Origin of the sequence: Acinetobacter sp. TR3 (assembly GCF_027105055.1) — a bacterium.
In the GTDB taxonomy this organism is placed as follows: domain Bacteria; phylum Pseudomonadota; class Gammaproteobacteria; order Pseudomonadales; family Moraxellaceae; genus Acinetobacter.
Genome location: NZ_CP114264.1, coordinates 2,483,500 through 2,497,026, shown reverse-complemented (window position 1 = coordinate 2,497,026; position 13,527 = coordinate 2,483,500). Strand labels below are relative to the sequence as shown.

The following is a 13,527-nucleotide window of genomic DNA, read 5'->3' as shown; positions in this document are numbered from 1 at the left end:
CATCAAGCAAATACTGCTAAAATTGAAGAGAGCGAACAATAAGCTATTCGAACTTTAAAGTTGAATTGAAAATTTACTGAACTACAACGGAAATTGTAAGAAATTTTGTCAATAATTTGCGGGGTTAAAGTTATCAAGCACTTGGAAAATTCATCAAGTGTTTGTATGATTCAAAGTGAAGTGAATAGCTTAAAAATAATACTGTAAACATTTTTATGTTCGCAGGGCCAAAAATCATAGGCTAAGCTTGAACAACAAACAATTGTTATCTCTGGAGGATATCCATGAAATTGAGTCGTATTGCACTTGCTATGCTTGTTGCTGCTCCTTTAGCTGCTGCTAATGCCGGTGTTACAGTAACTCCATTAATGCTTGGTTACACATTTCAAGATTCTAAGCACAACAATGGTGATAAACATTTAACGAATGGTCCTGAAATTCAGGATGATTTATTTGTTGGTGCTGCACTTGGTGTTGAATTAACACCTTGGTTAGGTTTTGAGGCTGAATATAATCAAGTTAAAGGTGATGTGGACGCAGTTAGTCCTAATGCTGAATATAAACAACAGCAAATCAATGGTAACTTCTATGTTACTTCTGATTTAATCACTAAAAACTATGACAGCAAAATTAAGCCATATGTATTGTTAGGTGCTGGTCATTATAAATATACTTTTGATGATGTTAACCGCGGTGTTCGTGGTGACAAAGAAGAAGGTACTTTAGGTAATGCAGGTTTTGGTGCTTTCTGGCGTTTAAATGATGCTTTATCTCTTCGTACAGAAGCGCGTGGTACTTATAACATCGATGAAAACTTCTGGAACTATACAGCACTTGCTGGTTTAAACGTAGTTCTTGGTGGTCATTTGAAGCCAGCTGCTCCAGTTGTAGAAGTTGCTCCAGTTGAGCCAACTCCAGTTGCTCCAGTTGCTCCACAACCACAAGAGTTGACTGAAGATCTTAACATGGAACTTCGCGTATTCTTTGATACGAACAAGTCTGACATCAAGCCACAATACAAGTCTGAAATCGCGAAAGTAGCTGAGAAATTAGCTGAATATCCGAATGCGACTGCACGTATTGAAGGTCACACTGACAACACTGGTCCACGTAAGTTAAACGAACGTTTATCTTTAGCTCGTGCTAACTCTGTTAAATCAGCGCTTGTTAACGAATATAACGTTAACGAATCTCGTTTGACGACTCAAGGTTTTGCTTGGGATCAACCGATTGCTGACAACAAAACTAAAGAAGGTCGTGCTATGAACCGTCGCGTATTTGCTGCGATCACTGGTAGCCGTACTGTTCTAGTACAACCAGGTCAACAAGCTCAATAATTTGAGTTTTTGAACTGAATAAAAAAGCGACTCTGATGAGTCGCTTTTTTATATGGGTTTGTATACAAGTGATTTGAATATATAAACATTTTGATTACTCCTGTAAAATGATTTGACTGATGTGTTTGATTAATATTTTCTAGAATTTACCAAACTTCTTTTCTAAGCTGTTGTTTGGTATTTTGTCTTTCACGACGGTGTTGAGCTCTAGGTTTTTCCGTTTCATGGATTCCTCCTTTTTGTAGTAAAGGGGAGAGTGCAACAGGATTACGAACTTTGATTTTAGGCATTGCTTTAAGTTTCATCTATTTAACCTTTTATACATAGAACTTGTTTAAGGGTGTGCACGATTTCGATTAAATCTGATTGGTTTGCCATGACTTGATCAATATCTTTATATGCACTTGGTATTTCGTCAATTACACCACTGTCTTTACGACATTCAATACCTTGGGTCTGCTGAATCAAATCCTCTTGACCAAAGAGTAATTTGGCTTTACTACGGCTCATTTTTCGTCCTGCACCATGTGAACATGAGCAGAAGGATTCGGGATTGGCTTTGCCTCTCACAATATAAGAGCGTGCCCCCATTGAGCCAGGAATAATTCCAAATTCATCCAAACCTGCTCGAATTGCACCTTTACGGGTGATCAGAAGGTCTTCGCCAAAATGATTTTCTCGACTGACATAATTGTGGTGGCAATTAATTGCTTCTTTGGTCATTTGAAAGGGGGGAAGTAGAGGGCGAATAGCCTCTAAAATCAAGCGCATCATTTCACGCCGATTTTCAAAAGCGTATTCTTGTGCCCATTCAACTGCTTCAACATAGTCATCAAAGCTATTTGAACCTTCAGCAAAATAGCTCAAATCTTTATCTGGCACATGTCCAAAACGGTGTTGAGCTTCTTTCTTTGCCAGTTCAATAAAATAAGTCCCAATTACATTGCCTAAGCCGCGGCTGCCTGAATGGAGCATGACCCAAACATCTTGGTTTTCATCAAGGCAGAGTTCGATAAAGTGATTGCCACCGCCTAAAGTACCGAGTTGTTTTTGCCATGTCGCATCAAATTTTCGCAGCATCCGAACCAGTCCAGAATGCTTTTTGATGATGGGTTGCAAGCGTTTTTCCAGTGGAATAATACTTGAGGCTTTCGCCTTAATTTGTTTATGTAACTCAAAACCCACAGGGACTTTACGTTCAATTGCATGACGTAAAGGTGCGAGATTATCTGGCAACTGTGATGCTTTGAGATTGAGTCGAATTGCATTCATGCCGCAACCAATATCAACACCGACAGCAGTTGGAATAATTGCATTTTTTGTGGGGATGACGCTGCCAACAGTTGCACCTTTGCCAACATGTACATCAGGCATAACAGCAATATGTGAATAAACAAATTGCAGTTGTGCCATTTTTTTTAGCTGTTCAATGCTGTCGCTATCAATATCAGTCGTGAAAATTTTCACTGGAACGCCATATTCAGCATCAGCATTAAGTATTTTTTGTATGCCCATTTTTTTTCTCGGGTATTTTAATATTGCGTCCGAATAGGCATAAAAAAACCTAGCGAATGCTAGGTTAAATAGAGCATTCGGACAAGTGATTCTGATTTGTACACTTGTCCGTGAGTCGACAGTGCCAAATCTTAAGTTGTTGTTCCTTGTAGTGCTGGCATGATGTCGTCCTCCTATATAATAGTGCAGCTGAAAATATGAGCTGCCGATTTTACTGATATTTAGTTAAGGGTCAAGTGAATTTTTGGTTTTTTATTCGCCTTCTTTCACGTTCATGTCTTTATATGCAATCAACTTAGTTTTGTGCTTCCATTTATAGCCCAACCAGATCGCCAAAAATAATGGGATACTGATATAGGTTGAAACTAAGCCTAACCAATCAACTTTACCACCTAGCACAGCTTGATAGTTTTGTCCTAAAATAATGATTGAACACAGAATAAAGGCAAACCATGGCGCAAATGGGAAAAACTTGGCACGGTAAGCCAAATCTTCTAATTTATAACCTTGAGCAATATAACCTTTACGGAAACGATAATGTGAAATTGCAATTCCTAACCAAACGATAAAACCACACATCCCAGACATATTTAACAAGCAGTTAAATACTTGTTTTTCGCCGATAAATGTGGTCAAGAAGCACAGAGCAGCAACGGCAGTGGTTGCATAAAGTGCATTCATGGGTACACCACGAGCATCAAGTTTTGAGAACCATTTTGGCGCTCGTCCTTCTTTTGCCATATCGAACAGCATACGTGTAGATGAGTACATCCCAGAGTTACCTGCAGATAAAATCGCACTGAGAATAACGGCATTCATCAAACTTGCAGCAAAGGCAAAGCCTGCTTTTTCATAAAGTAAGGTAAATGGTGAGAGTGCAATATCTTCACTTTGTGCAGCTTTTAATAGAAGCGGATCATCATAGCTCACCAATGTACCAATGATAAAAATACATAAGATATAAAACAGTAAAATACGCCAGAAGATTTGTTTAATGGCTAAAGGAATCGTTTTCTTTGGATCTTTAGATTCACCTGCTGCAACACCAACCATTTCAGTTCCTTGGAAGGAAAACCCAGCGATCATGGCAACACCAATCAGGGCTTGTAAGCCGCCAACAAACGGTGCATCTTTATAATGCCAGTGTTGAAAGGTTGATACATTCGGTGTCATCATAATTTTAGCAATCATCCAGATACCGATGATAATAAACACAATGATTGCAATCACTTTAATCAAAGAAAATAAGAATTCACTTTCACCAAAGCCTTTTACCGTCAATGCATTAATCGCAAAAATAATCGCAAGGAAGATTGCACTCCAGTAGAACCCTGGAATATCGGGGAACCAAAATTTCATGATGAATTGAACTGCGACCAGTTCAAAAGCAACTGTGATTGCCCAGTTATACCAATAGTTCCAACCTAAGGCAAAGCCGAAACCTTCTTCGACATAGCGATTGCCATAGGTAAAGAATGCGCCAGAGGTTGGATTATGTGTGGCTAGTTCGCCTAAACTGGTCATCAAGAAATAAATCATGATCCCAATGAGGGCATAGGCCAATAATGCACCACCAGGACCTGCTGTTGCAATGGTCGAACCCGAGGCAAGGAATAAGCCTGTACCAATAGATCCACCAATGGCAATCATATTCAGGTGACGTGCTCCGAGCTGACGCTGAAGGTGTTGAGGAGCAGATGTATCGCTCATAAAAATTCCTTAAACTGTATAAGGGTCTGTTGACACTTTATATCTGGGTTGCGTTATAGGTTAAAATTTCATCAATCAAGGCATGAAACGAAAGTAATAGCGACCCTATTACTAAGTTTCATAACGAAGAGTGAGGGAATTTCAACCATAACCCTTCGGGGTAGGAATATTTTTTGCCGCTATAGCGTTATGGCTGATTTATTTAGAATCACTAAATTTCATCACCCATGCCTTATACCGCCTAAAAAATATTCTCTTCCGCAACCATAGATAAAGTATCAGCTGACCCTGTTTGCACAGGCATATAATACTTTGAATCCCTGTTGATCTGCTTTCACAAGACATTGACCAAAGCTCTGCTCTATCAGAGGTGGATAATTTAGAAAACGATTCGCCACTATCCATAGTTCACCTGAGCTCTTCAGATGCTTTTTCGCCAATTGGCAGAGCTCTTCACTTGCATCGTAATTAGTATGAATGCCTTGATGAAAAGGTGGATTACTTACGATGGCATCTAGATCTTTAGGCGCATCAACAAAACTTGTGACAGGCTGTAGATGTAGCTGTGCTAAGTTCAGATCATTTTTTTGAAAAGTGAACTCAGTAGACCGTAATGCAAATGCATCAACATCAAGTGCAAAAATGTGCTGGTTTGGATTTATTTTGGCTAAATAAGCACTAATAATTCCAGCACCGCAACCAAAGTCGACAATCTTACCTGATTTTACTTGGCTCAGGTAAGGGAGTAATACGGCTGTTCCGACATCTAAATGATCTTGACTAAATACACCCGGTAAAGCACAGATTTTGAGCTGTTCTTGATTGATTTGCACAATATAGTTTTTTAACCAATGGTCAAGTGGTTTGTGTATTTCTCTCTTTTCAATTTTCATGTGCCAAAATTGACAGTGGCGTGCACTATCAATTTTAAAGGCTTTACCATATTGCAGGAGTTGTTTTGCAGCACGTTCAACACCGCCTTTTTTTTCACCCACTAGAAATACGCTTTGACCGAGTGTTAACTGGCTAACCACGACATGAAGAATATAATTCAATAACTCTTTAGATTTTGGAACGAAAATAACAACCTGATCAAAACTTGCTTGTGGAAACTCAACTGAGAAATATGAATTTATACCAGTGCTTTGAAAACCTTGATGATCAGCATAATTCCAAGTCCAGACAGACGCTTGTACTTGGCGAGGTAAATTTTTGGCGAGTTGATCATTGGGCGCATTAATCAGTAAGATTTGCCCATTTAAATAATCTTGTTGTCGTATAACGACTTCACTACGTGGATCCATTTTGATCTCTCATCACAAATAAAGCCCAGTGGTGGAACTGGACAATTACGATGGTTAAAAGACTATTTTTGAGTTTCAGGTAAAACAATATTTAAAATCAACGCTGCAATACCACCCGTTGCAACACCTGAGCTGAAAATGTTTTTGAATAATTCAGGAAGATGTTCAAGGATTTGTGGAACTTGTGCTACACCTAAACCCAATGCAAGAGAAATCGCAATAATCAGCAAAGCGCGGCGGTCAAGATGAATACTTGAAAGAATATTGATACCAGATGCAGCCACCGCACCAAACATTACCATTACCGCACCACCTAGCACTGCTTGGGGAACAGCTTGAATGTCTGCGGCAACAGCAGGGAAGAGACCTAAAATGATCAATAAGATTGCAATCCAGATCCCGACATAACGACTTGCCACACCAGTGAGTTGAATCACACCATTATTTTGTGCAAACACTGAACTTGGGAAGGTGTTGAAGATACCAGCTAAAAATGAGTTAGCACCATTCACAAGTACACCACCTTTAATGCGTTGCATCCACATTGGGCCATCGACAGGCTGATTTGAAATCTTACTAGTTGCTGTGACATCACCAATCGCTTCGAGTGAAGTGACGAGATAGATGAATGCCATTGGAATGAATAAGCTCCAAGAGAAGCTTAATCCAAAGTGCATCGGCGTAGGAATCTGAATTAATGGTGCATCTTGCAATACGGAAAAGTTTAAATGACCCATAAAGCCTGCAAGAATGTAACCAATCACCAATGCGATTAAAATTGCTGAACTTTTTACCCAAATAATTTGAACACGATTCAACAAAATAATGACTGCCAACACTGTACAGGACATGATCAGATTGTCTGTATTGGCAAAAGTATGATCTTGCATGGCCATATAACCGCCTCCCATGCTAATCAGACCTTCTTTAATCAGTGTTAAACCAATTAAGAGAACAACAATTCCTGTAACAAGTGGTGTAATAAGTTGTTTTACCCAAGGTAAAATTCGAGACACGCCCATTTCAATAAATGAACCTGCAATTACGACACCGAAAATAGCAGCCATCACTTGCTCAACAGGCGTACCTGCAGCAACCATGGCACTACCAATACCAATAATTGGACCAATAAAATTAAAACTTGTCCCTTGAACAATGAGCAGTCCTGCACCAAAAGGACCAACTTTTTTACACTGTAAAAAAGTTGCAATTCCTGAGATGATCAGAGACATCGACAGGATCATATTGGTGTCTTCACGAGATACACCAAGCGCTAAGCAAATTAACAATCCTGGAGTAACAATTGGGACTAAAATTGCTAAAAGATGTTGTAAAGCCGCTAAAAATGCGATGAACGGTTTTGGGCGATCATTGAGTCCGTAGACGAGATCAAGTGACTGTTGGGGCTGAGAATTTGACATGGGAGTATAAGAAAAGCGATAAGCAATAGTGGAATATTCTAATAGAGTTAGCCTACTTTACCAACGATTCTGAAACAGTTCGTCCGAAAAAAAGTTTCATGTCAACAAACTGTCACTACTAAAGTTTAGGATTTTTCTATATAATCTGCCCTCAAATTTTAAGCGTATCGAATTCTATGTCTGATATTAAGAATCTCCGCAATATCGCAATTATTGCGCACGTCGACCACGGTAAAACCACGCTTGTCGATAAATTACTTCAACAATCTGGTGCTTTGGGTGACCGTGCAGGTGAGATTGAGCGTGTCATGGACTCGAATGCGCTTGAAAGTGAACGTGGTATTACCATTCTTGCAAAAAATACTGCAATCAAATGGTTAGATGCACGTACAAACACTGAATACCGCATCAATATTGTAGACACCCCGGGACATGCGGACTTCGGTGGTGAAGTTGAACGTGTAATGTCGATGGTTGACTGCGTATTGCTTCTTGTTGACTCTCAAGAAGGTCCAATGCCACAAACTCGCTTCGTAACGCAAAAAGCGTTCGCGCGTGGTTTGAAGCCAATCGTAATTATCAACAAAGTTGATAAGCCAAGTGCACGTTGTGACTGGGTAATCGATCAAGTATTTGACTTGTTTGATAACTTGGGTGCAACTGATGAACAGTTAGATTTCCCAATCGTTTACGCCTCTGGTTTACGTGGTGTAGCTGGTCCTTCTCCTGAAGAATTAGCGGAAGATATGACACCATTGTTCCAAACCATCGTAGATATCGTTGAACCACCAGCAGTTGATGTTGATGGTCCATTCCAAATGCAGATTTCATCACTTGACTATAACAGTTTCGTTGGTGTAATCGGTGTGGGTCGTATTCAACGTGGTTCAGTAAAATTAAACACGCAAGTAACTGTAATTGATAAAGAAGGTAAGACACGTAATGGTCGTATCTTAAAAATCATGGGTTACCACGGTTTAGAACGTATTGATGTTGAAGAAGCATCTGCAGGCGATATCGTATGTATCACAGGTATTGATGCACTCAATATTTCTGACACAATTTGTGATCCGAAAGCAGTTGAAGCTTTACCGCCATTGTCTGTAGATGAACCTACAGTTTCGATGACATTCCAAGTAAACAATTCACCGTTTGCTGGTAAAGAAGGTAAATTCGTAACTTCACGTAATATTCGTGAACGTTTAGAGCGTGAGTTGATTCATAACGTAGCATTACGTGTTGAAGATACTGATAGTCCTGACCGTTTCAAAGTTTCTGGTCGTGGTGAACTTCACCTTTCAGTATTGATTGAAACAATGCGTCGTGAAGGCTTTGAGATGGGTGTTTCTCGTCCACAAGTAATCATGAAAGAAATTGATGGTGAGAAGCAAGAACCATACGAAAACGTAACGTTTGATGTTGAAGATCAACATCAAGGTGCTGTAATGGAGCAAATGGGCTTCCGTAAAGGTGAAATGACCAATATGGAAGTTGATGGTAAAGGTCGTATGCGTATTGAAGCGACTGTTCCATCACGTGGTTTAATTGGATTCCGTTCAGAATTCTTAACCATGACTTCTGGTACAGGGATCATGACATCAAGCTTCTCGCATTACGGTCCGGCTAAACAAGGTACTGTTGCGAAACGTCAAAATGGTGTGTTGATTTCAATGGTTCAAGGCGTTTGCTTGGGCTATGCACTGTTCACACTGCAAGACCGTGGTCGCTTATTTGCTAAACCACAGTTAGAAGTTTACGAAGGTATGATCATCGGTATCAACTCTCGTTCAGACGATATGACTGTTAACCCAACTAAAGCGAAACAGTTAACTAACGTACGTGCATCAGGTACTGATGAAGCTTTAACTTTAACACCTGCAATTGAATACACGCTTGAACAAGCACTTGAATTCATTGAAGATGATGAGTTAGTTGAAGTAACACCAAAATCGATTCGTATTCGTAAACGTTACTTAACTGAAAACGAACGTAAGCGTAACCGTGATAAATAATTTTTCTTCACTGAAAAATGAAAAAACCGCTAAATTTATTTAGCGGTTTTTTATTGCATAAATTTCAGGGTAGGGACATGCTTAAACATATATTTTTATTAAAATAAAAAAGTGTTGTTAAAGTGTGAAATAGCTTTCTTTTTTTGATAAAAATATTAAATTATGAACATTATGTGGATAGCCGCACCTGTGTAATAAACAATGCAAAATGGGTTGCGATTAAGTTCAACTCTGGAGAGTTATAAATGAGTATTATTCAAGAATTTAAAGAATTTGCCATCAAAGGCAATATGATGGATCTTGCCATTGGTGTCATCATTGGTGGTGCATTTGGTAAAATAATTGATTCATTGGTGAAAGATATCATCATGCCACTTATTTCAGTTATTACTGGCGGGGGTGTTGATTTTACGCAGAAGTTTATTGTGCTAGGAGACAATCCAAATAATTTACAGTCTTTAGATCAATTAACGAAAGCAGGTGTCAATGTTTTAACCTATGGTAATTTCTTAACCATCTTTATTAATTTCATTATTTTGGCATGGGTTGTGTTTCTTATGGTGAAAGTAATGAATCGTATGCGTAAACAAGAAGAAGCAGCGCCAGCAGCACCAGCGCCTACACCTGAAGATATTCAATTATTACGTGAAATTAGAGACTCTTTGAAAAAATAAGTACTTATTATTTTCATAAAAAACGGCATTTAAAAATGCCGTTTTTTATTGGAAATAGATAATTCCATATTTGGAACGCAAGCTTTTACATGGAAAATTGCAAGATTTGACTTTAAAATATTGCGCATATTTGAATGGAACAGCAATCATGAACCAACTATTTGTCTATGGCACACTTTGCCCAAACCGAGAAAATGCGCATATTTTGGGTGGAATCGGTGGAGATTGGCAAAAAGCATCGGTACACGGCACAATTCATATTTTAGATTGGGGACCAGACAAAGGTTTACCAGCCTTAGTTTTAGCTGAACAAGATCCATTAATCATGGGATATTTATTCAGCACGGAAAAATTAGAACAAAACTGGCAAATGTTAGATGAGTTTGAAGGATTCCAATATGAGCGAGTTATTGCTGAGGTTATCTTGGAATCTGGAGAAAAAATAGATGCATGGACTTATGTGATGAAACCGCAAGAATTAAAATAACTGAGAAGAGGAGAGAGCTTAAAATAATTAAGCTCAAACTATTATCTTAAGCCATCCATGCGAAATTTCACTTCAATTAAGTGAAAACCAAATTGGCTTTTGATCGGGCCGTGTAAGATTCGTTCTGCTGCTGTAAAAACTAATTTATCAATAACAGGGACTAATTGCCCCTTTTTCACTTCACCGAGTTCGCCTCCACGTTTAGCTGAGTTGCAAGTAGAGTATTGTTTGGCGATTTTGCTAAAATCAGCACCAGACTGAATTCGTTTTTTTAGCTGTTCGGCTAAGTCTTTATCTTTGACGAGAATATGTCGAACAATTGCAGTTTGCATAAGGTTGTTCTCCTTGATTGTATCTTAAATGATCTATACTTTGCTTGGTTTCAAAGGCTGGCATTGTGGACAAAATACACTAGCGCGTTGACCTAACTTTAAGTTTTCTAATGTAGTTTCACAATTAACACACATTTCACCTGCGCGACCATAAGCTAAAAGGGTCTGCTGAAAATAGCCATTTTCACCCATGGCATTACTATAATCACGTAAAGTTGAACCACCTAAATCAATTGCTTGTTTTAAGATGCGTTTTACTTCGATGACTAACTTTTCCACTTGTACTTTGCTCAGCGTCGAAGCTGGTTGCGCAGGATGAACCCCGATGTTGAATAAACTTTCAGTTGCATAAATATTGCCCACACCAACCACTACATGGTTATCCATTAAAGCAATTTTAATGCCGACATTTTTTTTAGCTAATTTTTCATGCAAATATGTTGGATTAAAATTTTCAGTTAATGGTTCTGGCCCTAGCGTATCAATCAATTTACTTTGATTGGTTTCATCTAACCATAGAATACACCCAAAGCGCCGTGGGTCATGGTAGCGGAGTTGCTGATCTTCAAATTCGATCACAAGATGGTCATGCTTTTTTAATTCATCACTGGATTGACATAAGCGAAAGCTTCCTGACATACCTAAGTGCCAAAGCATTTGATCTTGTTCAAATTCAGCCAAAATATATTTGGAACGACGTTTGAGTTGAATTAAACGTTGACCAATTAATTTTTCAAGATCATTAGGGATAGGCCAGCGCAAACTAGGATTGTGTACTCTTACAGCTTGTACACGTTGCTCTAAAAGCGGCAGTAAACTGGTTTTTGTGGTTTCAACTTCAGGAAGTTCGGGCATAGTGAGCTCAAGTTGTTTCAACAACAATACAATGAGGGCAAATGTTTAACTTACAATTATGACGATATTTAATTTGATTAGCTAATCATCATTAAAATTGATTTTTGGTTTTTTTAGCTAAGGTTAAAGATCTAATCTAATTATAAAATAATGAAATACTTACTTTAAAAAGCTTGCCTTTAAATTCTGTGAAACAAGGAATTTTCATACTGAACCGTACCGACGTTTACGGAGATCGCTTATCCTGCACAAGGTGGAGCAAGTAGCTTAGATTTAAAACCCTCTAAAAGTGATAATTATGAGCTAGGCTTAAAATCATCAAATGTATTTGGTGATTTTAATTTGGCAACATTCTATATTCAGACCAAAGACGATATTGTCGCTGCAGAAAATATAGGTGGGCGAGCAACCTTTTGTAATGCTGAAAAGACTTTACGTAAGGGCGTTGAATTTGCATGGAATAAAAAGTTTTGGAAAGATTTAGTTCTTAATGCAAGTTATGCCTATTTAGATGCAACTTTTGACTCTACAGTACCCACGATTGGAAAAGTTGCTCAAATCCCTGAAGGCAATGCCATTCCTGGCATTGCAAAGAACCAAGCTTTCATTGGTTTTTCTTGGAAACCAGAACAGGGTTTTTATGCTGGATTCGATACCCAATTCATGGATAAAGTTTATGTGAATGATATGAATGGTGATGCAGCAGAGAGTTATACAATCACATCGGCTTATACAGGATATATATTTCGCTATACGGATTGGAGTTTAAATGGATTTACCCGTATAGATAATTTATTTAATAAAAAATATATCGGTTCAGTGATTGTGAATGAAGGAAATAATCGTTTCTTTGAACCTGCGGATGGACGAAATTGGAGTGCTGGGATTAAGTTAAGCAAACAATTTTAAATAAAAAGCAGCACTCTTTAGGGTGGGAGTGCTGCTGAATTGATTATTAGTTCTTTGTTTTTACTGAAGCTGCTTTTTTTGCAGCAATTGCTTCTTCAACTTTAGCCAACGATTCCTTCGCATTTGGATAGTTAGCTGCTGCTAAGCGAGCAAAAATATTTTTTGCCTGCTCTAAATCTTGGTCAACAATACCTCCATTTGCTAACATATTACCGAGAACCATTAAAGATGGTGCATAACCTTTTTTAGCTAAATCTTTGATGCTATCAATCGCCTGTGATTGCATAACAGGATTTTTATTTTTAACGCCAACACTCAAATCGTAGATTGTCTTGAGATGTTTTGCTGGATAATAATCTTTCCGTAGCAATGGTAATAGTTTCTGAACAGCGATCTGATCGTATTCAGGTTTGCCTTGCTCAAATAAAATTTTTGCAGTTTCAACAATGGCTTCATCAGAGCCTTGTTTCGACGCTTTATCTAAATACTCTTTATATTTTTGATTATTTTTAGTGATGCCCAAATCACCTTTATGATAAGCCTGTGCTAATGTATAACTGGCTTGAGCAAAGCCTTTATTTGATGCATCTTGATAATGTTGTACGGCTTTCTTTTCATCCTTTACTGTGCCTTGACCAACTTGAGTCATATAACCTAGGTTATAAATTGCTTGGGCATTACCTGTATCAGCGAGACGTTGCATTTCTTGAAATGCAGCAGGGTAGTTTTTTGCTTCGTATAGTTTAGTTGCTTGAGCAAATGCATCTGGTTTTGCAGTTATTTTACTATCAGCCGCAAATGTTGAATGACTTGTAACAAGAATTAAGCTGGCAATCAGCAACTTTTTCATTTTATTTATTCCTTTCACAGATATCTGCTTTAATCCATTACATGGCAGTTTTTAATGCCTTCATCATAAAAGTTTGGTGTGAAATGTAAATATAGATTTTGTATAAATCTTGCTTAATTAA

The 13,527-nt window shown here is 38.3% G+C and carries 12 protein-coding genes and 1 pseudogene; 5 read left to right on the top strand and 8 right to left on the bottom strand.

Annotated features, from left to right (window positions below):
- Positions 1-284 precede the first annotated feature (284 nt).
- Positions 285-1,337 (top strand): outer membrane protein Omp38, encoded by a 1,053-nt coding sequence (gene omp38, locus O1449_RS11790; RefSeq protein WP_269238415.1) that lies wholly within the window; start codon positions 285-287, stop codon positions 1,335-1,337.
- Between the two features lie 146 nt (positions 1,338-1,483).
- Here the strand turns inward: omp38 and O1449_RS11785 are convergent, their stop codons facing one another.
- The 5 genes from O1449_RS11785 to O1449_RS11765 all read right to left on the bottom strand — a co-directional run bounded on the left by O1449_RS11785 (position 1,484) and on the right by O1449_RS11765 (position 7,287).
- Positions 1,484-1,642, bottom strand: a complete 159-nt coding sequence (locus tag O1449_RS11785) for a hypothetical protein (protein ID WP_005162067.1) — start codon at positions 1,640-1,642, stop codon at positions 1,484-1,486.
- A gap of 4 nt (positions 1,643-1,646) precedes the next feature.
- Positions 1,647-2,852, bottom strand: coding sequence for an RtcB family protein (locus tag O1449_RS11780; protein WP_269238414.1), 1,206 nt, complete (start codon positions 2,850-2,852; stop codon positions 1,647-1,649).
- 252 nt (positions 2,853-3,104) lie between these two features.
- Positions 3,105-4,562 carry an amino acid permease gene (locus tag O1449_RS11775; protein ID WP_269238413.1) on the bottom strand — a complete coding sequence of 486 codons (1,458 nt, stop codon included), beginning with the start codon at positions 4,560-4,562 and terminating at the stop codon, positions 3,105-3,107.
- Between the two features lie 278 nt (positions 4,563-4,840).
- Positions 4,841-5,866, bottom strand: a complete 1,026-nt coding sequence (locus tag O1449_RS11770; RefSeq protein ID WP_269238412.1) for a methyltransferase — start codon at positions 5,864-5,866, stop codon at positions 4,841-4,843.
- Between the two features lie 62 nt (positions 5,867-5,928).
- Positions 5,929-7,287: a uracil-xanthine permease family protein gene (locus O1449_RS11765; protein ID WP_269238411.1), complete on the bottom strand. Its 1,359-nt coding sequence runs from the start codon at positions 7,285-7,287 to the stop codon at positions 5,929-5,931.
- A gap of 176 nt (positions 7,288-7,463) precedes the next feature.
- Here O1449_RS11765 and typA point away from each other — a divergent pair, with 176 nt between their 5' ends.
- From typA to O1449_RS11750, 3 genes are all read left to right on the top strand, one after another.
- Entirely contained in the window at positions 7,464-9,299 is a 1,836-nt protein-coding gene (typA, locus tag O1449_RS11760; RefSeq protein ID WP_241334970.1) for a translational GTPase TypA, read from the top strand.
- Positions 9,300-9,544: 245 nt separating this feature from the next.
- A complete protein-coding gene (mscL, locus tag O1449_RS11755) occupies positions 9,545-9,973 on the top strand; it encodes a large conductance mechanosensitive channel protein MscL (RefSeq protein ID WP_269228596.1) in 429 nt (142 codons plus the stop codon).
- Between the two features lie 148 nt (positions 9,974-10,121).
- Positions 10,122-10,460 (top strand): gamma-glutamylcyclotransferase family protein, encoded by a 339-nt coding sequence (locus O1449_RS11750; protein ID WP_269238410.1) that lies wholly within the window; start codon positions 10,122-10,124, stop codon positions 10,458-10,460.
- Positions 10,461-10,501: 41 nt separating this feature from the next.
- Here O1449_RS11750 and O1449_RS11745 read toward each other — a convergent pair whose 3' ends face one another.
- Entirely contained in the window at positions 10,502-10,792 is a 291-nt protein-coding gene (locus O1449_RS11745) for a peptidylprolyl isomerase (protein WP_004664683.1), read from the bottom strand.
- 33 nt (positions 10,793-10,825) lie between these two features.
- Positions 10,826-11,647: a bifunctional DNA-formamidopyrimidine glycosylase/DNA-(apurinic or apyrimidinic site) lyase gene (gene mutM / locus O1449_RS11740; protein WP_269238409.1), complete on the bottom strand. Its 822-nt coding sequence runs from the start codon at positions 11,645-11,647 to the stop codon at positions 10,826-10,828.
- Between the two features lie 219 nt (positions 11,648-11,866).
- On the opposite strand from mutM, the pseudogene O1449_RS11735 reads away from it, so the two are divergent.
- Positions 11,867-12,556 (top strand): annotated as a pseudogene (locus O1449_RS11735) (TonB-dependent receptor domain-containing protein); the annotation flags it as partial.
- A gap of 46 nt (positions 12,557-12,602) precedes the next feature.
- Here O1449_RS11735 and O1449_RS11730 read toward each other — a convergent pair.
- On the bottom strand, positions 12,603-13,406 hold the full coding sequence (locus O1449_RS11730) for a tetratricopeptide repeat protein (protein ID WP_269238408.1): 804 nt from the start codon (positions 13,404-13,406) through the stop codon (positions 12,603-12,605).
- Positions 13,407-13,527: the final 121 nt, after the last annotated feature.